Genomic DNA, 19,381 nt, shown 5'->3' on the forward strand with positions numbered 1-19,381 from the left:
AGCCACGACCACGAGTTTTGGCTCACACTGTGCAGGCGGACGCCGACACAGTCCACATATTTCCTAGACGCAAAGGGGAGAGATGGATCAGGCAGATCCGTTCGGATTCATTGGACTTACCTACGACGACGTTCTGCTGCTCCCCGGTCATACGGATGTGATCCCCAGTGAGGCCGACACCACGTCGCGGCTGACTCGGCGCATCAACGTGTCCACGCCGCTGCTCTCGGCCGCGATGGACACCGTGACGGAGACGCGCATGGCCGTCGCGATGGCCAGGCAGGGCGGCATCGGCATCCTGCACCGCAACCTCTCGATCGCCGACCAGGCCGACATGGTCGACCGGGTCAAGCGCAGCGAGTCCGGCATGGTCTCGAACCCCGTCACGACGACGCCGGACGCGACCGTGGCCGACGTCGACGCCGTGTGCGCGACCTACCGGGTGAGCGGTCTGCCGGTCGTGGACGCCGATGGCAAGCTCGTCGGCATCATCTCGAACCGTGACATGCGCTTCGTCCCGGATGCCGCCAAGTCCAGCACCACGGTGGCCGAGGTCATGACCAAGATGCCGCTGATCACCGGGCGCGTCGGAATGGACCCCGACGAGGCGCTCGCGATCTTCGCCAAGCACAAGGTCGAGAAGCTGCCCCTCGTCGACGCAGAGGGACACCTCACCGGACTCATCACCGTGAAGGACTTCGACAAGTCCGAGCAGTACCCGAACGCCACGAAGGACGCCGAGGGCCGCCTGCGCGTCGGTGCCGCGATCGGCTTCTTCGGCGATGCCTGGGAGCGCGCGGAGGCCCTGCGCGATGCGGGGGTCGACGTGATCGTCGTCGACACGGCCAACGGCCACTCCGCTGGCGTCATCGAGATGGTGCGACGCATCAAGTCAGACCCCACGTTCGAGCACATCGACGTGATCGGCGGCCAGGCAGCCACCCGCGAAGGCGCGCAGGCGCTCATCGACGCGGGCGTCGATGCGGTCAAGGTCGGGGTTGGACCCGGTTCGATCTGCACTACCCGCATCGTCGCCGGTGTCGGCGTGCCGCAGATCACAGCGATCTACGAGTCGTACCTCGCGGCGCGAGAGGCGGGCGTGCCGATCATCGCCGACGGCGGCCTGCAGTACTCTGGCGACATCGCGAAGGCGCTGGTCGCCGGTGCCGACACCGTCATGATCGGTTCGCTGCTCGCGGGCACCGACGAGTCGCCAGGCGACGTCGTGTTCCAGGGCGGCAAGCAGTTCAAGCTGTACCGGGGCATGGGCTCCCTCGGCGCCATGCAGACGCGGGGCAAGAACACCTCGTACTCGAAGGACCGCTATTTCCAGGCAGATGTTCCGAGCGACGACAAGCTGATCCCCGAGGGCATCGAGGGCCAGGTTGCGTACCGCGGTTCGGTCGCGGCCGTCACGCACCAGCTCATCGGCGGCCTGCGTCAGTCGATGTTCTACGTCGGCGGCCGCACGATCGAGGAGCTCAAGGCGAAGGGCAAGTTCGTGCGCATCACGGCGGCAGGCCTCAAAGAATCGCACCCGCACGACGTGCAGATCGTCGTCGAGGCGCCGAACTACAAGCGCTGACGGTCAGCGTGGCGCGCAGCGACACGCTTCCGTCAGCAAGGCGGCAGCCGTAGCCCGTAGACGCGCCAGCGTCGAGGGCGTGCCGCGGCAGCCCCAGAATCGCAACAATTCGCGTTTCCACCTCGCGCGCATGGCCCGTCTCCCTCACCGGAGGCGGGCCATCTGCGTTCACGGGGCACAATGGAGCCATGAATCGTGCAGTCGTGGTCGTGACCGGAGGAACCCGCGGCATCGGTGCCGCGATCGCGAGGGAACTCGCGGCAACCTGTGATCTCGTGTTGAGCTACCGCAGCAATGCGGATGCCGCGACGGCGCTCCGCGCGGAGCTGGAGAGCCTCGGCGCCTCCTGCGAACTCGTGCAGGCCGATGTCACCGTCGACGGCGACATCGAGAGGCTCTTCGACAGCGCGATCGCTCGCTTCGGCCGTATCGACGGCCTGGTGAACAACGCCGGTGCGACGATGCACATCGGCCCCCTGGCCGAGACCCCAGCCGACGTCGTCCGCGCTGTCATCGAGCTCAACCTCACCGCTGCGGTGCTCTGCGCCAGGCGGGCCGTGCAGCTGATGTCGACGCGGCTGGGCGGGACGGGCGGCGTGATCGTCAACATCTCATCCGGCGCGGCGACCCTCGGCTCGCCGGGCGAGTACGTGCACTACGCGGCGGCCAAGGCCGGTATCGACGCCCTCACCACGGGTCTGGCCAAGGAGCTGGGGCCGGAGGGCATCCGCGTCGTCGGCGTCGCCCCCGGCACGATCCGCACCGAGATCCACGCCGACGCCGGCGATGCCGGCCGGCCCGATCGCGTCGCGGCGCGGGTTCCGCTCGGCCGCGCGGGCGAGGTCGGCGATATCGCCCCGATCGTGGCGTGGCTGTTCGGCCCGGGCGCCGCCTTCATCAGCGGGACGACCATCCGCGTGGCCGGGGGAGCGTAGCTCAGCGGGCGGCGGCGATGCGGGCGACCGCCTCACGCAGCAGATCGGGCGAGCAGGCGAAGTTGAGCCGGGCATGCCCGCGCCCCACCTCCGCGCCGAAGTCGACACCGGGCGTGAGTGCCACCTTCGCGACGTCGAGGGCCCGCTCCGCCGGGCGGTCGCCCCAGCCCAGCGCGCCGAGGTCGAGCCACGCCAGGTAGGTGGCATCCGGGATGCGGTAGCCGGTGCCTGGCAACTGCTCCGCCAGGAGCGTCGCGAGCAGACGCCGGTTCTCGTCGAGTGTGCCGCGCACGCCGTCGAGCCATTCGCCGCCGTCGCGGAAGGCCGCGATCGAGGCGATCTGGCCGAAGATGCTCGTGCGCCACTCGACCTCGTACGGCATCGCGGCGCGAAGCGCGTCACCGCGCTCGCTCGCGGTCACGATGAGTGCGCACTTGAGCCCGGCCAGGTTGAACGCCTTGCTCGCGCTGGTGACCGCGACGCCGTGTTCGCGGGCGGCATCCGACACCGTCAGGAACGGCACGTACGGCAGCTCACCGTAGCTGAGAGCCCCGTGGATCTCGTCACTGACGATCGTCGCGTTGTGGCGGGCGGCGATCTCGGCGAGCTGCCGCAGGGTCTCGACCGAGTGCACGAGCCCGACCGGGTTGTGCGGATTGCACAGCACCATGGCGCGGGCGCCGGCGGCGAAGGCCGCATCGATGCCGTCGAGGTCGAGCGACCAGCCGTCGCCGATGCCTCCGCTGAGCGGGACCTCGACGATCCGGGCGGATGCCTCCGGCGCCAGGTCGAAGAACGGCGGATAGATCGGCGGGGTGATGATGACGCCGTCGCCTGGCTTCGTCGCCTGCCGGAGCGCCTCGACGATGCCCATCGACACATCGGCCGTGCTCGTCACGCGGGCGGGGTCGACGATCCAGCCGAAGCGGGTCTCGGCGAAGGACGCGAACGCCTCCGCCTGCGGCAGGCTGCTCGCCGCATAGCCGGTGTCTGAGCGCCGAACCGCGTCGTGCAGTGCGGCCGCCACCGGCTCGGCGAGCGGGAAGTCCATCTCGGCGACGGGCAGAGGCAGGACGTCGGCGGGGAACAGCGCCCACTTGGCGCTGGTGCGGGTGCGCAGGCGGTCGAGGGATTCGGCGGCGATGTTGGGCATGGCTCCAGCATGGCCCGCCTGAGGGCAGATTGCACGCCTCGGCTCGGCGGGGATGTAGTCTGGTCGGCTGCCCACTCGGCGGCGCCGCGATCCGCGGCCACCGACCTGGAGATTCACATGGGCTACATCGACGTCAACGGCGTCTCCTTCTCGTTGCCGGACGGCCGTCCGCTGCTGGCCGACATCGCCTTCCGCGTCGGGGAGGGCACGACGACCGCGCTGATCGGGGCGAACGGCGCAGGTAAGTCGACTCTGCTTCGCATCATTCGCGGACAGCTGCGCGCCGACGACGGCAGCGTGTCGATCGAGGGTGGTCTCGGCGTGATGGATCAGTTCATCGGGCACGGGGCGGTCGGCGGCCGGGCCGGCCTCGACGACAGCGTGCCGATCGACACGGAGCCTGCGCAGCCGCCGAGCATCGCGAGCCTGCTTGTCGCGGTGGCCCCTGAGCGGGTGCGCGTGGCCGCGCTCGAGCTCGAGGCATCCGAACTCGCCATCATGGAGAACGACGACACGGAGAGCCAGATGCGGTACGCCACCGCGCTCGCCGAGTACGCCGACGCCGGCGGTTACGAGCAGGAGACCATCTGGGATCACTGCACGATGGCCGCGCTCGGCGTGCCGTTCGAGCGGGCCCGTTGGCGCGATCTCGGCACGCTCTCCGGCGGCGAGCAGAAACGGCTCGCGCTGGAGGCGCTGCTTCGTGGACCAGAGCAGGTGCTGCTGCTCGACGAGCCGGACAACTACCTCGACGTTCCAGGCAAGCGCTGGCTCGAGGAACAGCTGCGCCAGACGCCGAAGACGGTGCTTCTGGTCTCCCACGACCGCGAGCTCCTGGCGCGTGCTGCCGACCGGATCGTGACGATCGAGCTCGGCGCGGCCGGCAACACGGCGTGGGTGCACGGCGGCAGTTTCGAGGGCTACCACGAGGCGCGGGACGCCCGCTTCGAACGCCTCGACGAGCTGCGGCGGCGCTGGGACGAGCAGCACCAGGCGCTGAAGACGCTCGTGCAGACCATGAAGGTCAAGGCGACGTACAACGACGGTATGGCTTCGCGCTACCAGGCGGCGCAGACCCGGCTGCGGCGCTTCGAGGCTGCCGGCCCGCCTGAGGAACGCCCGCCGGCCCAGGCCGTGAAGATGCGGCTGCGTGGCGCGCGCACCGGCAAGCGGTCGGTGGTGTGCGAGCGGCTCGAGCTGAGCGGTCTGATGAGCCCATTCGATCTGGAGGTCTGGTACGGCGACCGGGTCGCCGTGCTCGGGTCCAACGGCTCGGGCAAGTCTCACTTCCTGCGCCTGCTGGCCCGCGGCGGAACGGAGCCGGACGGCACGCTCGGGCACGTCACGGCGATCGGCCAGATGCTCGCCCCCGTTCAACACACGGGGCGAGCGGTGCTCGGAGCGCGGGTCGTCCCCGGTTGGTTCGCACAGGTGCACGAGCATCCAGAGCTGCGCGGGCGCACGCTCCTCGACATCCTGCACATGGGAGACAGCCACCGCTCCGGGATGCCGCGCGAGGCGGCCAGCGGGGCGCTGGACCGCTACGGACTCGTCGCCGCCGCCGAGCAGGCCTTCGAGTCGCTCTCTGGCGGGCAACAGGCCAGGCTGCAGATCCTGCTGCTCGAACTCTCCGGGGCGACGCTGTTGCTGCTGGACGAGCCGACAGACAACCTCGACCTCGTGTCGGCCGAGGCGCTGGAGGACGCGCTCACGCGCTTCGACGGCACCGTGCTCGCGGTCACCCACGACCGCTGGTTCGCGCGCGGCTTCGACCGCTGCCTGGTGTTCGGCTCCGACGGCGAGGTGTACGAGTCGGAGGAGCCGGTGTGGACGGAGACCCGCGTCCTCCGCGAGCGGTGACCCCTCCGCGCTCCATTGGTGGAGCGAACCCGTCGGTTGGGGTGAACCCGTTGGTTGGGCGAACCCGTTGGTTGGGCGAACCCGTCGGTTGGGTGAACCCGCTGGTTGAGCTTGTCGAAACCACTTCAGAGGGTTTCGACAAGCTCAACCAGCGGGAGGGGGAGCTCAACCAGCGGGAGGGGGCGCTCACGCAACGGGCAGGTGAGGTTCGGCCAGCGGGACGGTGAGCCGCCGGATGCCGCGGGCGCGGCGGCATCCGGAACGCCGAGCCGCCGGGTTCGATAGGCTGGACGGGTGAGCATGGAGATTGAAATCGGCCGGTCCAAGCGGGCACGTCGTGTCTACGCATTCGACGACATCGCGATTGTGCCCTCGCGGCGCACCCGCGACCCCGAAGATGTCTCGGTGAGCTGGTCGATCGACGCGTACCAGTTCGACATCCCGTTCCTCGCTGCGCCGATGGACTCCGTCGTCTCGCCGCAGACGGCGATCATGATGGGCCAGCTCGGCGGTCTCGGTGTGATCGACCTCGAGGGTCTCTGGACCCGCTACGAGAACCCGGAGCCGCTGCTGGCCGAGATCCGTGGCCTGAGCGACGCCAAGGCGACCGCGCGGATGCAGGAGATCTACTCCGCGCCGATCAAGCCGGAGCTCATCACCGCCCGCATCGCCGAGGTGCGTGCTGCCGGCGTCACCGTGGCCGCGGCCCTCTCGCCGCAGCGCACGCAGGAGTTCTACAGCACCGTCGTCGCCGCAGGCGTCGACCTCTTCGTCATCCGCGGCACCACCGTCTCGGCCGAGCACGTCTCCAAGAACCAGGAGCCGCTCAACCTCAAGAAGTTCATCTACGAGCTCGACGTTCCCGTCATCGTCGGCGGCGCGGCCACCTACACGGCCGCCCTGCACCTCATGCGCACCGGCGCGGCCGGCGTGCTCGTCGGCTTCGGCGGCGGCGCGGCATCGACCACGCGGGCATCGCTCGGCATCCACGCTCCGATGGCCACGGCCGTCGCCGACGTCGCCGGCGCTCGCCGCGACTACATGGACGAGTCCGGCGGACGCTACGTGCACGTGATCGCCGACGGCGGCCTCGGCACGTCTGGCGACATCGTCAAGGCCATCGCCTGCGGTGCGGATGCCGTCATGCTCGGTGCGGCGCTGGCCCGCGCCACCGACGCACCCGGCGGCGGCTACCACTGGGGCGCGGAGGCGCACCACGCCAAGCTTCCCCGCGGCAACCGCGTTCACGTCGGCACCGTCGCCCCTCTCGAGGAGATCCTCTACGGCCCGGCGCCCGTTGCAGAGGGCACGGCCAACCTCGTCGGCGCGCTGCGCCGCTCGATGGCCACGACCGGCTACTCCGACCTCAAGGAGTTCCAGCGGGTCGAAGTTGTTGTGGCCCCGTACCAAGCCAACTAGCCTCGAAAGTAGGCCGGCCGCCAGCCGGATCAAGTAGTTCAGCAGCAGGAGTTCAGCAGCACAGCAGTCCGTCAGTACCACGTACCTCGGGAGGCAATGATGGCCCAGCGCAACAGCGTGACGCGTTCGAACAAGCTCGGACCGGAGGAGAGGGCTGCGGCTCTCACCCGGCTCAAGGAGAAAGAGCTGGACATCCTGGTGGTCGGGGGTGGCATCGTCGGCGCCGGCTCGGCCCTGGACGCGGTCACCCGAGGGCTGAGCGTCGGCATCCTGGAGGAGCGCGACTGGGCCTCCGGCACGTCGAGCCGTTCGTCGAAGCTGGTGCACGGCGGCATCCGCTACCTGGAGCAGTTGGACTTCCGGCTCGTGCGGGAAGCCCTGATCGAGCGCGGGCTCTTGCTGCAGCGCATCGCACCGCACCTCGTGAAGCCGGTGCGCTTCCTCTACCCGTTGAAGCAGCGGGTCATCGAGCGCGCCTACGTCGGAGCCGGCATGCTGCTCTACGACATCTTCAGCTACACGGGTGGGCGCCCGCCCGGTGTTCCGCACCACAGGCACCTCAGCAAGCGCCAGGTGCAGCACCTGATCCCGTCGCTGGCGAATGACGCGCTGATCGGTGGCATCACCTACTACGACGCCCAGGTCGATGACGCGCGGTACGTGTCGTCGCTCGTGCGCACGGCCTCCTTCTACGGTGCACACGCCGCATCGCGGGTGCGCGTCGAGGGCTTCATCAAGGTCGGGCAGCGGGTCGTCGGCGTGCAGGCGCACGACCTGCAGACCGGTGAGCGCTTCGAGGTGCGGGCCAAGCAGGTCGTCAACGCGACCGGGGTGTGGACCGACGACACCCAGCGCATGGTGGGGGAGCGCGGCACCTTCAAGGTGCGCGCGTCGAAGGGCATCCACCTCGTCGTGCCGCGTGACCGGTTCCAATCGGCGATGGGGCTGCTGCTTCGCACGGAGAAGAGCGTCCTCTTCGTGATTCCCTGGGGCAGGCACTGGCTGATCGGCACGACCGACACCGACTGGAACCTCGACAAGGCGCACCCGGCCGCCACGGCATCCGACATCGACTACCTGCTCGAACACGTCAACAAGGTGCTCTCCATCGACCTCACCAGGGAGGACGTCGAGGGTGTCTACGCCGGGCTCCGCCCGCTGCTGGCCGGCGAGAGCGAGCAGACGTCGAAGCTCTCCCGCGAGCACCTCGTCGCGCACACCGTTCCCGGTCTCGTCGTGATCGCCGGCGGCAAGTGGACGACCTACCGGGTGATGGCCAAGGACGCCATCGATGCCGCGGTCGACGCGTTGGACGGCCGCATCCCGCCATCGACGACGCAGGACATCCCGCTGCTCGGTGCTGAGGGCTACCAGGCGGCGTGGAACAAGCGCGGCCGCATCGCCCAGGCCTTCGGGGTGCACAAGGTGCGCATCGAACACCTTCTCAACCGCTACGGCACGCTCACCGATGAGCTGCTCGATCTGATCAAGGCGGATGCCACACTCGGCGAGCCGCTCCCCGGCGCCGACGACTATCTGGCAGCCGAGATCGTCTACGCCACATCGCACGAGGGCGCGCTGCACCTCGAGGACGTGCTCGCCAGGCGCACCCGCATCTCGATCGAGGCGTGGGACCGCGGCGTCTCCGCGGCGCCCGTCGCGGCCAAGCTCATGGCGGGCATTCTGGGTTGGGACGAGAAGACCGAGGAGCTCGAGGTCGCCAACTACCTCAAGCGGGTCGCGGCGGAGCGCGCATCGCAGGAGCAGCCGGACGACGAGTCGGCCGACCGGGTGCGACTCGAGGCCCCGGACATCATGGCGGTCGAGGGCAAGTAGCTCACGGCCGCGCGCTTCCCGAGCGGGCGAGCATTCTCTGAGAGGATGTGCACATGGGGAATCGCACGACGCACACGTGGCGCACGCCGGGGGGCGCCGTTGCGCTCTCGCTCCTGCTCGCCGTCATGCTGAGCGGATGCAGCGCTCCGACGCAACCAGAGGCGGCCGGCGCCGACAGCTCACCATCGAGCAGACCGCTCCCCAGCTCGTCGATCGCAGCGAGTCCTGTCCCGATTCCCACCGCCGAGCAGCAGCTTGAGCGGGTGGCCGGCCTCGTGGCCAGACCCGACGCGCTCGAACTGCGCGACTCAGACGGTGCCGTCGTCGCCACGCTCGGCTACATGTCGTCGCCGGCCGAAGCCATTGACGTGCTGAGCACGGTCCTCGGCAGCCAGCCGGCCTCGGAGGAGTACAGCGGCAACATGCACAATCCGCCGGGGATCTACCACTCCTGGGGAGACTTCGTGCTCGACGAGCGCCTCTACGACGAGCAGATGCGCATCGACAAGCAGCTCGACTATCTCGTCTGGCCGCGATTCGCGGTGTACTTCGACGCGTCCGCAAGCAACGAGATGCCGCTGTCGAGTGTTCAGGGCATTCAGGCCGGGGACAGCTGGGCGTTTGCCTCGGAGCAGCCGGGCTTCGACAGCGAGTTGTTCACCTGCATCGGTACGCCGGTCGAGGTGCTGGACATCACCGCACCGGACGGCACCCCGGCACAAGCCACGGTCATCGTGGTCGAATCCGACGAGGGCACCGTTCGCTGGGTGGGTGCCCCTGAAATGGTCGCCGACGGCTGCGCCTGACCCAGAACCTGCTCCCCTTCGGGGGTGATTCCTGCACCCCGTCCACGGTTCCGCGTGAAGTTTGGCATGCTGGATGAATCGAGTTCGCGGGGGCGCTTGGAGGCGGTGTGAAGCGACACACGTTCGGGGACGTTTCGGCGCGTGCGGAGCAGCTGCGCCGGGCGCAACAGATCGTCGAGGCGAGCCTCAGCACGGGCACAAGCGGAACGCTGCTGGTCAGCGGGCTCTCCGGCATGGGCAAGACGAGCCTGCTGCACGCGATCACCCCGGCCGGCAAACCGTGGAAGGTCGTGCGATTCAAGGCCGACGCCTACGAGGCCAAACTGCCGTTCGCGGCGATCGAACGCTTGCTGCACCAGCTGCGCACGACGCAGGAGCACGAGCCCGTTGCGGATGCCGCGGCTCATCCGCGTCGGTTCGCCGCACTCCTGCTCGGGGAATTCGATCGCAAGCGGCATCCGGTGTTCTTGGTGATCGACGATGCGCAGTGGTTGGACCCGCAGTCGGCGATGGCGCTGCGCTTCGCGATCAACAGGCTGATCGACGGACGCTTCTTCGCCGCGGTCGCCAGCCGGCCGATGACGGAGCCCAACGCGCTGCTCGAACTGCTGAACGAACTGGATGGGCGCTCAGAACAGAACGCTGAGCTCATCGTCGACCCGCTCACGACGGAGCAGGTGCAAGTCGTCGCGGCGCGACTGTTGAACCGCGGAATCTCGCAGCACAGTGCGCGCGAGCTGCGGGAGGCGACCGGTGGTTCGCCCGCCCTCCTGAGCGCCGCGATGGCCCTGACAGGGGACATCGACTCCTTCGCTGCGGATGCCGGCATCTGGGAGGTGCCGATCCCGCTCATCGACGCCGCACGCAACCCCTTCGCGCGCCTCACCGCGGCCGCGCCGGAGGCCGGCACCAACGTCGCGCAGATCTGTTCGGTGCTGCGCGACCCGGTCGAGCTGCGGGTGATGGAAGACATCGCCGCCTCGCTCGGGCTCGCCGTCGACGCGGATGAGGCGGCGGCGGCCGGGCTGATCGCCCAACGCCGTTGGCGGGGCGAGATCTGGGTTGCGCCCAGTCACGATCTGCTGGCGCACGCTGTCCAACAGAGCATGAGCGCTGATCTGGTTCTCGCGATCCACCGCGCGGCCGGCGACGCCGTGGAGGGGCGCCGCGGTCTGCGGCACAGCCTGGCCGCCGCGTCCAGGGTCGATGACGCGCTGCAGGACCGGGTGCGGACGATCGTGCGCGGGGTGTCAACGCCAGCGCAGGCCGACGAGGCGATCGGCTACCTGCGCAGGGTCCTGGCGCTGAGCCAAGCCGGGCCGGAGCATGATGACGTGCTCATCGGGCTCGCGATGGTGGCGATGCGATTCCGGCGGCAGCAGCTGGTGCTTGATCTTCTGCCCGAGTTCGAGGCGCTGCCGCCCAGCGCCATGGCCGCGGCGATCGCGGTCGAGATGTTCGCCGTGGCCGGCCGTCTGCCGGAGGCGCTGGCCGCCGCGGCCACTGTTCACGCGCCGGATCCGCAGTGCGACACCGCTGAGGACCGGATCCTGCGCGCGTACATCGCCGCCGTCAGCGCACAGTTCCTGCTCATGATGGATGACATGGCGTCGATTCCGGCGCAGGTCGCCGTTGCACGTCGACGGGTCGACGAGGTGCTCCCCGGGGATGTGGAGGCGGCCAGGGAGCGCGTGCGCTGGATGTACAGCGCCGATCGCCAGCACATGCGCCTCCTGGGGTGGACCGTGACGTCCGCTGCGCGGTCAGGGCAGAGAGAGGTCTTCCTGGCCGCCCTGGGCGAGCTTGGTCAGCTCATCGCCGAGGCCCAGCCGTCGCCGGAACTCGTCGATGTGCTCGTCACGCGTGCCGGGATACTGATGCAGATGGGCGATGTCGAGGCCGTGCACTCCGACATGCTCACCGCCCGCGCGGTCCTTGAACAGTTTCCGCATGCCTGGACGGCCGGCCATGTGCGCGTCATCCTGACGCACGTGAACTACCTGCTCGGCGACTGGGAGGGTTCGCTGGCCGGCGCGGACACGGCGGTGAGTCTCGCGATGGACGAGACGGCGTACACGGTGCGCCCCGTCACGCATTTCGCGGCGGCGCTCGTTCGGGCCTCGCGGGGGGAGGCGGCAGAGGTGGCGGCCCTACTCGAGGCGGGGGAACGCTCACGCATCAGCCAACACGAGACCTACGAGTCAGCGATGGCGGCAGTCGTCTCCGCAGAGCTGGCGCGCGCGATGGGTGACCCGGGCGCGCAACTGCGGGCGTGTTCCGATCCGGCGTTGCGCACTCTGAGCTCGACGACGCACGGCTGGATGAGCTACCGCGTCGAGGCGCTTGCCGCGCTCGGTCGCGTGGCCGAGGCTCGCACCGCGCTGGACGAGGTGCGGGAGGCATCCGCGGTGCGGTGGCAGCCATACTATGGCTCGATGCTCTGGCTCGAGGCGCGCGTTGAGGATGCCGCCGACCGGCAGAAGACGGCGAATGCGCTCTACCGGCAAGCGATCGCAGAGCCGTCGGCTGCCCTGTTCCCGTTCCCGCTCGCGCGGGCGCGCGCCGATTTCGGTCGTTTCCTGCTGCGCGTCGGTGACCCAGCTGGCGCCAGAGAGCAGCTTGAGCGCGCGGCGGAGGTCTTCGCGCGACTCGGCGCCGCCCCGGATCTCGAGCGCACCCTCGCCCTGCTTGAGCGCGCAGGTGGGAATGGTGCCGGAGTGCCGGGAGACCCATTCGCGCCCCTCACAGCCAGGGAGCGGCAGATCGCGCATCAGGCATCGCACGGCCACACCAATCGCGAGATCGCCGAATCGCTCTTCCTCTCGGTGACGACCGTCAACTTCCACATGCGCAATGTGTTGCCGAAGCTCGGGCTGGACTCACGGCGCCAACTGCGCAGCCTCGCACGCTCTCGCTGAGGAACGCTCGTCTTGAGTGCAGCGCCCGTCAAGAGCTGACGGTTTCCGGATGACGGCCTAACGGTCGCCTCCCACGCTCCCTAGCGTGGTGACCCTGCGCGTCGATCCGCCATACCCGCATTCGACGCGTGCAGCCGTGAGCCCACCCACCCCTCCTTACCCGGGGGTGGGCGGGCCACGTGCGGTCTCTTACCCAGACCGTGCGAGTCCTTGCTTACCCCGAGGTGAAGCGGCTGATTGTGCCCACACCCGGAGGGAACCGAATTCCATGGCAATTCGAGCTGCGCTCGAGCCTCGGCAGACGCCGTCGCACCCACAGATCCGACACCTAGCAATCGGACGGCGGCGGATGCGCGCATTCGCCGCCGCCGCGGCACTGAGCCTCGTGGCGACAGGCGTCACCGCGGTGGGAGTCCTCGGCGCGGCCGAGCCGGCAACCGCCGCACCCACCACGGCCACGTTCGCGGTGCCGACGAAAACCGTCTGGACGGTTCCCGCCGGTGTGACCAGCATCACGGCCACCGTCATCGGTGCGGCCGGCGGCGGTGGCGACAACTACGTCACCTGGCCGGGCACTGACTGGTCACTCACGGGAGACGGCGGCGGGGGAGCTGGCGCGCTGATCACAGGCACCATTGCTGTGACGCCGGGCGAAAAGCTCTCGATCTGGGCTTCGACACAAGGGGGACAGGTCGGCAACGCGGGCAGCGAGGGCGCGGGCGGAGCTGGGTACAGCGCCGGCGGCAGCGGTGGAACAGGCAAGGGGTTGGCCAAGGCCGGTGGCGGTGGCGGTGGCGCCAGTGCGATCACCCGGGCCGACGGCACAGCGGTGATCATCGCCGCTGGCGGTGGCGGCGGTGCCGGTCGCGGTGCCGGCTTCGCCAACTGCAAGGGTGGCCACGGTGGAGCGGCCGGAAACGCGGGCGGAAACGCGCGAGAGAATTGCGCAGGCAAGGGCAGCGGCGGCGCCGCGGCGGGCAGCACCACCGCGGCGGGCACAGCCGGTGGCTCCAGCAGGCCGGCGACTGCGGCAGGCGGTGCCGGTGGGGGTGGTGGCGGTTACCCGACCGGAGGCGCCGGTGGCACAGCTGGTGGCACTGGCGGAGCCGGTGGTGGTGGTGGCGGTGGCGGTTCCTCGTACACCGGAGGCGCGTCCTCACCGACCACTGGCTTCGCGCAGGCAGGCGGCAACGGCTCTGTGACGCTGAGCTACTCGCCGAGCTACGCCACGACGACGACTCTGGATGCGGACGTCAGCACCACCGTCGTCGGCACGAGCGTCCTGTTCTCGGTGACGGTCGCGTCGGCAGATGCGCTCGGCGGAACGCCGACGGGCACCGTCAACCTCCTCGACGCGGACAGCAACGTTCTCGGCACTCAGACTCTTGTCGGTGGCCAGGCCGCCTTCTCCGCCCTGACGCTGCCGCTCGGCACCCACGCGCTCACCGCGGCGTTCACCCCTGACACCGCTGACCACCTGGCCTCGTCAGGGTCGACGACCGTCGCGGTGGAGCAGGGCGCGACCAGCACGAGTTTGAGCGCGACCCCTGCGCCCGCGGAGTTCGGCGAGCCGGTCACGGCAACCGTGACGGTGGCCCCCATTGCCCCGGCGGTCGCCCTGCTGGACGGTGCCGTCACGCTCGCCACGGTGGGCGGTCAGACGCTCGGCTCTGCGGCCCTCGGTGCGCAGGCGGCTGACGGCAGCGCTCAGGCGTCGATCACCTTCACGCCAGCGGCTCCAGGCGACCTGGAGCTCGTGGCCACGTTCAGCGGCAACACGAACTTCATCACGTCAGCCGACAGTGCCGACCTTTCCGTCGTGAAGGCGGCGAGTGCGATCGCGCTCTCAGCTTCCCCTGCCTCCTCGGTCTTCGGACAATCTGTGACCTTCACCGCAGCCGTCAGTGCTGCCGGCGCATCGGCTGCGCAGCCGGATGGCACCGTCAGCTTCTTCGCCGATGGGGTGTTGATCGGCGAGAGTGACACCTCCGCCGGCGCGAGCACGACGCTCTCAACCCTCGAGGTCGGCAACCGCGTGATCACGGCGAGCTTCGCCGGCAGCACGACGTTCAGCGGCTCGACCGTGGTGATGACCCACCCCGTTGGCCTCGCCTCCACCGAGACGGAGCTGTCCGTTGACGTGGCGGCGCCTGTCTCCGGGCAGGCCATGGTCTTCACTGCGGATGTCGCGACGCTCGCCCCAGGCGCAGGCATCCCGAGCGGCCTCATCACCTTCACCCTCGACGGCGTCGCCGTCGCGGTCGTCCCGACGACGGATGGTACCGCGTCGTACACGCTGACGCCGTCACTGACCGGTGCCCACACGCTGACCGCGGCGTTCAGCGACGGTACGCGTTTCGATGCGTCATCCGCCGCCCTCAACGTCACCGTGACGCAGGCGGCCACCGGCATCGCCCTGAGTAGCGACGTCAACCCGGCCGTCTTCGGACAGGATGCCACGATCACGGCCCAGGTCGCTGCGATCGCACCTGGGGCGGGAACGCCGACCGGAGCGGTCGACTTCTTCGTCGACGGTGATCTCCTGGCGAGCGTGCCGCTGTCCGGTGGAAGTGCCTCGGTTGCGCTCGAGGATCGTGCCGTCGGCGAGTACGGGGTCACGGCCGAGTACAACGGCGACACGGAGTTCAGCGCGAGTGCCGGCACTCTCACCCAGACCGTGCAGCAGGCGTCGACCACCCTCGCGCTCGCGGCGGACACGGCGGAGAGCGCCTTCGGCCAAGAGCTCACGCTGACCGCGGCGCTCGCCGTCGTCGCCCCCGGTGCCGGTGTTCCAACGGGCACGGTGACCTTCTACGCGGATGCCGTGCAGATCGGCTCCGCCACGCTGACCGCCGACGGCACCGCGGCCACCCTCGTCGTCGACGGCACCCTGACCGTCGGAGCGCGATCGCTGACCGCCGTCTTCGGCGGCGACGGCTCATTCGCGGGTTCGACCTCGGCGGTGCTGCAGCACACGGTCGTGTTGGCCGATGTGCTCGTCACGCTGGACGTCGACGCGAGCAGCCTGCTCGGCAACTCCACCGAGTTCGTGGCGACCGTGGTTCCCGTCGACGAGACGGCGCACGTGCCAGGCGGATTCGTGCAGTTCTCGGTCGACGGTGCGCCGCTGGGTGCCCCGGTGCGGCTGGCCGACGCGGGGAACGCGCGGGCCGCAGCCCCGGTCGAGCAGAGCGCCTCGATCACGACGGACGCGCTGAGCCTCGGCGATCACGTGATCACGGCGCAGTACCTCGGCGATGCCGGATTCGCGGCGGTCGCGGGGAATGCAGCAGACCACCTGGTCAAGCCGCAGGCACCGATCAACCCGGTTGACCCGATCGACCCGCTCGATTCTCCGCTTCCGAGCACCGCGGGTTCGAACAGCGCGAAGGCCCTGGCATCGACGGGCTTCGACGGAACCGGTGCGGCGCTGGCCGCCATCGTCCTGATGCTCAGCGGTTTCGGACTGTTCGCGGCCCGCGCAGCGCGCGGTCGCCGGCGCACAGTCTGACGCGGAACGGTGCGCGCTGACTGAGTCGGAGCGCACACGAGGCAGCGGGGCCCGTCCGGGGGGACGGGCCCCGTTGTTTGTCTGGGCGGCCGCTGCGGCATCCGCCCAGCAAAGCGCGATAGCCTCGGAGGTATCGATTGCCTCGACAGCGCCACTTTCCTCGACTGGCGAGCGCTCGTCAGCACGACATCCCGTTCGCCGACACCCCGCAGGACACGAATCAACAATGCTCTCGATCATGGTGCGTCCGCGCTGGATACTCGCCCTCCTCGGAGCGCTCGCGGTCGCCGCGGTCTTCGCGCTGCTCGGCCAGTGGCAGCTCAAGAGCGCCATGGAGAGCGGAGAGGTCGAGGAGCGAACGACCGAGGTCGTGCAGCCACTCACTGAGGTCGCCAACCCGGCCGACCCGATCCGGCAGACCGCAACCGGCCAGATGGTGAGCGTCGACGGCCACTTCATCGGCGGTGACGAGCAGATCATCGCCGGCCGACTGAACGGTGGCGTCGCCGGCTACTGGGTGGTCAGCCACTTCGCGGTCGAGCTGCCGGATTCGCCCGGCATCCCCGTCGCCCGCGGCTGGGCCGCCGACGCAGAGACCGCTGAGCAGGTCGCCGCGACGCTGGCCGAGCACGACTCCGCCGCCGAGACCATCAGCATCACCGGGCGCCTGCTGCCGTCCGAGGGCCCAGAGGTCCCCGCAGACGGAACCGACCCGCACGAGATGCGCACCGTCGCCGTGTCCGCGCTGATCAATCTCTGGTCGGACTTCGACAATCAGTCGGTGTACACGGCCTACATCGTCGGGGCTGACGCCCCGGCCGGTCTGGCCGAGATCGATTCGCCGGAGCCGAACCCCGAGATCGAGCTCAACTGGCTGAACATCTTCTACGCCGTCGAGTGGGCCGTGTTCGCCGGCTTCGCAGTCTTCCTCTGGTACCGCCTCGTGCGGGACGCCTGGGAGCGTGAACGCGAAGCCGCCGAGGAGGCCGCGGCACAGGATGCGGCGGTGACGCCGGCGGCGGACGAATCGCTCAGCGAGCGCGCGTAGACTAGGGTCATGCCCCTCGAGCCGAAACCCGCCGTATTCCCGCGCATTCGGAAGGCAGTGAAGCTGTACAAGGTCACCTCGGTGATCACCGGTGTCATGCTGTTGCTGCTCTGCGCCGAGATGATTGTCAAGTACGCCTTCCACTTCGAACTCTACGGATTCGGCGACGCCGGCTTCCTGTACTTCGCCCCGATGGTCGAAACTGCCACCGGCTGGGAGTCCACCGGCGTCGGTGCGAACCTCTCGACCGGCATCCTCATCGCGCACGGCTGGTTCTACGTCGTCTACCTCTTCGCCTGCTTCCAGCTGTGGAGCCTGATGCGCTGGCTCTTCCCGAAGTTCCTGCTGCTCGCCCTCGGTGGCGTGATCCCCCTGCTTTCCTTCTTCCTCGAGGTGCGCGTCGCACGCGAGGTCGAAACCTATCTGGCCACCCGTGAAGCGGCGGCCACCGACCCCGTGGAGGCACACGCGTGACCGACCCCCAAGCTGAGGCGCCAACGGCGCAGCGACCCGTACTGGTCGTCGACTTCGGCGCGCAGTATGCGCAGCTGATCGCTCGACGAGTGCGCGAGGCATCCGTCTACTCGGAGATCGTCTCGCACGCGATCACCGCGGCGGAGGTCGCAGAGAAGAACCCGATCGGCATCGTGCTCTCCGGTGGGCCGTCGTCGGTCTACGAAGAGGGCGCGCCGCAGTTCGACCCCGCCATCTTCGATCTCGGCGTTCCCGTGCTCGGCATCTGCTACGGCTTCCAGGTCATGGCGACCGCCCTCGGCGGCGAGGTCGCACAGACCGGCAACCGTGAGTACGGCGCGACCCCGGTGACGGTCACGGATGCCAGCGGCAACGTGCTTCTCGCCGGCCAGCCGAGCGAGCAGACCGTGTGGATGAGCCACGGCGACTCCGTGTCGAAGGCTCCGGAGGGCTTCACCGTCCTCGCCTCGACGGCGTCGACCCCCGTCGCCGCCTTCGCGAACGACGAGAAGCGTCTCTACGGCGTGCAGTGGCACCCGGAGGTCAAGCACTCCGAGCACGGCCAGCACGTCTTGGAGAGCTTCCTGCACCGCGCTGCCGGCATCTCGGCCGACTGGAACAGCGGCAACGTCATCGCCGAGCAGGTCGCCAAGATCCAGGCACAGGTCGGCACCGGCCGCGTCATCTGCGGCCTCTCCGGCGGAGTCGACTCCGCCGTGGCCGCCGCCATCGTGCACAAGGCCGTCGGCGACCAGCTGGTCTGCATCTTCGTCGACCACGGCCTGTTGCGTCAGGACGAGCGTCGCCAGGTCGAAGAGGACTACGTCGCCTCCACCGGTGTGCGCCTCGTCACCATCGACGCCCGTGAGCAGTTCCTCACCGCCCTCGCCGGCGTGAGCGACCCGGAAACGAAGCGCAAGATCATCGGCCGCGAGTTCATCCGCAGCTTCGAGCAGGCCGAGCGCGAGCTCGTCGCAGAGGCCTCGGCCGACGGCGAACCGATCCGCTTCCTCGTGCAGGGCACCCTGTACCCGGATGTCGTCGAATCCGGTGGCGGCTCCGGCACCGCGAACATCAAGAGCCACCACAACGTCGGCGGCCTGCCTGAGGACCTGCAGTTCGAGCTCGTCGAGCCGCTCCGCACCCTCTTCAAGGACGAGGTTCGCGCCATCGGCCGCGAACTCGGCCTGCCTGAGGTCATCGTCGGTCGCCAGCCGTTCCCCGGCCCAGGCCTCGGCATCCGCATCGTCGGTGAGGTCACCTTCGATCGCCTCGAACTGCTGCGCAAGGCCGACGCCATCGCGCGCGCCGAGCTGACCGCCGCCGGCCTCGACAACGAGATCTGGCAGTGCCCGGTCGTGCTGCTTGCCGATGTGCGCTCCGTTGGAGTCCAGGGCGATGGCCGCACCTACGGTCACCCGATCGTGCTGCGCCCCGTCTCCTCCGAAGACGCCATGACCGCGGACTGGACCCGCCTGCCGTACGACGTGCTGGCGAAGATCTCCAACCGCATCACGAACGAGGTCGACGGCGTCAACCGCGTCGTGCTCGACGTCACGTCGAAGCCGCCGGGAACCATCGAATGGGAGTAGGTCTGCAGCGATAGCCGGGAGCGGATGGTTCGCTCCTCAGCTCAGACAATGAACGACAGAGGCCGGGCCCCACCGGATCGCAGAGTGCTTGCGATTGACAGTGAGGGGCCCGGCCTCTGTCGTTCATAACTCGACACCCCGCGAACCATCCGCTCCCGGCCGGGCCGCAGTGGGGAGGCTTGGGGGATGCAGGGACGCGCTCCCTTTCCCGTCGGCTGAGGGAGCGCCAGCGACCGAAGCCCTG

Annotated in this window: 13 protein-coding genes; 11 read left to right on the plus strand and 2 right to left on the minus strand. The window is 69.3% G+C overall.

The window, feature by feature from the left end; all coding sequences use genetic code 11:
- The first annotated feature begins 82 nt into the window (after positions 1-82).
- Positions 83-1,585, plus strand: a complete 1,503-nt coding sequence (gene guaB / locus EV379_RS02470; RefSeq protein WP_130504748.1) for an IMP dehydrogenase — start codon at positions 83-85, stop codon at positions 1,583-1,585.
- Between the two features lie 188 nt (positions 1,586-1,773).
- Positions 1,774-2,520, plus strand: coding sequence for an SDR family NAD(P)-dependent oxidoreductase (locus EV379_RS02475; RefSeq protein ID WP_130504749.1), 747 nt, complete (start codon positions 1,774-1,776; stop codon positions 2,518-2,520).
- A gap of 1 nt (position 2,521) precedes the next feature.
- Here EV379_RS02475 and EV379_RS02480 read toward each other — a convergent pair whose 3' ends face one another.
- Complete coding sequence (locus EV379_RS02480; protein WP_130504750.1) at positions 2,522-3,673, minus strand: MalY/PatB family protein; 1,152 nt, start codon at positions 3,671-3,673, stop codon at positions 2,522-2,524.
- 117 nt (positions 3,674-3,790) lie between these two features.
- Here EV379_RS02480 and EV379_RS02485 point away from each other — a divergent pair, with 117 nt between their 5' ends.
- Positions 3,791-5,533: an ABC-F family ATP-binding cassette domain-containing protein gene (locus tag EV379_RS02485; RefSeq protein WP_130504751.1), complete on the plus strand. Its 1,743-nt coding sequence runs from the start codon at positions 3,791-3,793 to the stop codon at positions 5,531-5,533.
- A 125-nt stretch (positions 5,534-5,658) separates the two neighbouring features.
- Here the strand turns inward: EV379_RS02485 and EV379_RS17110 are convergent, their stop codons facing one another.
- Positions 5,659-5,835 carry a hypothetical protein gene (locus tag EV379_RS17110; RefSeq protein ID WP_165397267.1) on the minus strand — a complete coding sequence of 59 codons (177 nt, stop codon included), beginning with the start codon at positions 5,833-5,835 and terminating at the stop codon, positions 5,659-5,661.
- Between EV379_RS17110 and EV379_RS02490 the strand changes: the two genes are divergently transcribed.
- The 8 genes from EV379_RS02490 (at position 5,834) to guaA (ending at position 19,137) form a co-directional block, all read left to right on the plus strand.
- On the plus strand, positions 5,834-6,952 hold the full coding sequence (locus tag EV379_RS02490) for a GuaB3 family IMP dehydrogenase-related protein (RefSeq protein ID WP_130504752.1): 1,119 nt from the start codon (positions 5,834-5,836) through the stop codon (positions 6,950-6,952). The two genes, EV379_RS17110 and EV379_RS02490, sit on opposite strands and share 2 nt — an antisense overlap.
- Before the next feature lie 99 nt (positions 6,953-7,051).
- A complete protein-coding gene (locus tag EV379_RS02495) occupies positions 7,052-8,788 on the plus strand; it encodes a glycerol-3-phosphate dehydrogenase/oxidase (RefSeq protein WP_242616198.1) in 1,737 nt (578 codons plus the stop codon).
- Between the two features lie 53 nt (positions 8,789-8,841).
- Entirely contained in the window at positions 8,842-9,594 is a 753-nt protein-coding gene (locus EV379_RS02500; RefSeq protein WP_130504753.1) for a hypothetical protein, read from the plus strand.
- A gap of 107 nt (positions 9,595-9,701) precedes the next feature.
- Positions 9,702-12,512 carry a helix-turn-helix transcriptional regulator gene (locus tag EV379_RS02505; RefSeq protein ID WP_130504754.1) on the plus strand — a complete coding sequence of 937 codons (2,811 nt, stop codon included), beginning with the start codon at positions 9,702-9,704 and terminating at the stop codon, positions 12,510-12,512.
- Between the two features lie 349 nt (positions 12,513-12,861).
- Complete coding sequence (locus tag EV379_RS02515) at positions 12,862-16,023, plus strand: beta strand repeat-containing protein (protein ID WP_165397268.1); 3,162 nt, start codon at positions 12,862-12,864, stop codon at positions 16,021-16,023.
- Positions 16,024-16,261: 238 nt separating this feature from the next.
- The gene (locus EV379_RS02520; protein WP_130504756.1) at positions 16,262-17,071 is read left to right on the plus strand and encodes an SURF1 family protein; all 810 of its coding nucleotides are present in this window, start codon (positions 16,262-16,264) and stop codon (positions 17,069-17,071) included.
- A gap of 9 nt (positions 17,072-17,080) precedes the next feature.
- The gene (locus EV379_RS02525; protein WP_130504757.1) at positions 17,081-17,545 is read left to right on the plus strand and encodes a DUF3817 domain-containing protein; all 465 of its coding nucleotides are present in this window, start codon (positions 17,081-17,083) and stop codon (positions 17,543-17,545) included.
- Positions 17,542-19,137 carry a glutamine-hydrolyzing GMP synthase gene (guaA, locus tag EV379_RS02530; RefSeq protein ID WP_130504758.1) on the plus strand — a complete coding sequence of 532 codons (1,596 nt, stop codon included), beginning with the start codon at positions 17,542-17,544 and terminating at the stop codon, positions 19,135-19,137. Before EV379_RS02525 ends, guaA begins: the two co-directional genes overlap by 4 nt.
- Positions 19,138-19,381 lie beyond the last annotated feature (244 nt).

Source organism: Microterricola gilva, assembly GCF_004217495.1.
Lineage (GTDB): Bacteria > Actinomycetota > Actinomycetes > Actinomycetales > Microbacteriaceae > Microterricola > Microterricola gilva.

What these genes read in the sequence shown, in the direction of transcription:
- EV379_RS02525 (WP_130504757.1), top strand. Translation starts at nt 17,081, where the DNA reads ATGCCCCTCGAGCCGAAACCCGCCGTATTCCCGCGCATTCGGAAGGCA.
- EV379_RS02485 (WP_130504751.1), top strand. Translation starts at nt 3,791, where the DNA reads ATGGGCTACATCGACGTCAACGGCGTCTCCTTCTCGTTGCCGGACGGC.
- EV379_RS02480 (WP_130504750.1), bottom strand. Translation starts at nt 3,673, where the DNA reads ATGCCCAACATCGCCGCCGAATCCCTCGACCGCCTGCGCACCCGCACC.
- EV379_RS02490 (WP_130504752.1), top strand. Translation starts at nt 5,834, where the DNA reads ATGGAGATTGAAATCGGCCGGTCCAAGCGGGCACGTCGTGTCTACGCA.
- guaB (WP_130504748.1), top strand. Translation starts at nt 83, where the DNA reads ATGGATCAGGCAGATCCGTTCGGATTCATTGGACTTACCTACGACGAC.
- EV379_RS02475 (WP_130504749.1), top strand. Translation starts at nt 1,774, where the DNA reads ATGAATCGTGCAGTCGTGGTCGTGACCGGAGGAACCCGCGGCATCGGT.
- EV379_RS02500 (WP_130504753.1), top strand. Translation starts at nt 8,842, where the DNA reads ATGGGGAATCGCACGACGCACACGTGGCGCACGCCGGGGGGCGCCGTT.
- EV379_RS02520 (WP_130504756.1), top strand. Translation starts at nt 16,262, where the DNA reads ATGGTGCGTCCGCGCTGGATACTCGCCCTCCTCGGAGCGCTCGCGGTC.
- EV379_RS02495 (WP_242616198.1), top strand. Translation starts at nt 7,052, where the DNA reads ATGGCCCAGCGCAACAGCGTGACGCGTTCGAACAAGCTCGGACCGGAG.
- EV379_RS17110 (WP_165397267.1), bottom strand. Translation starts at nt 5,835, where the DNA reads ATGCTCACCCGTCCAGCCTATCGAACCCGGCGGCTCGGCGTTCCGGAT.
- EV379_RS02515 (WP_165397268.1), top strand. Translation starts at nt 12,862, where the DNA reads ATGCGCGCATTCGCCGCCGCCGCGGCACTGAGCCTCGTGGCGACAGGC.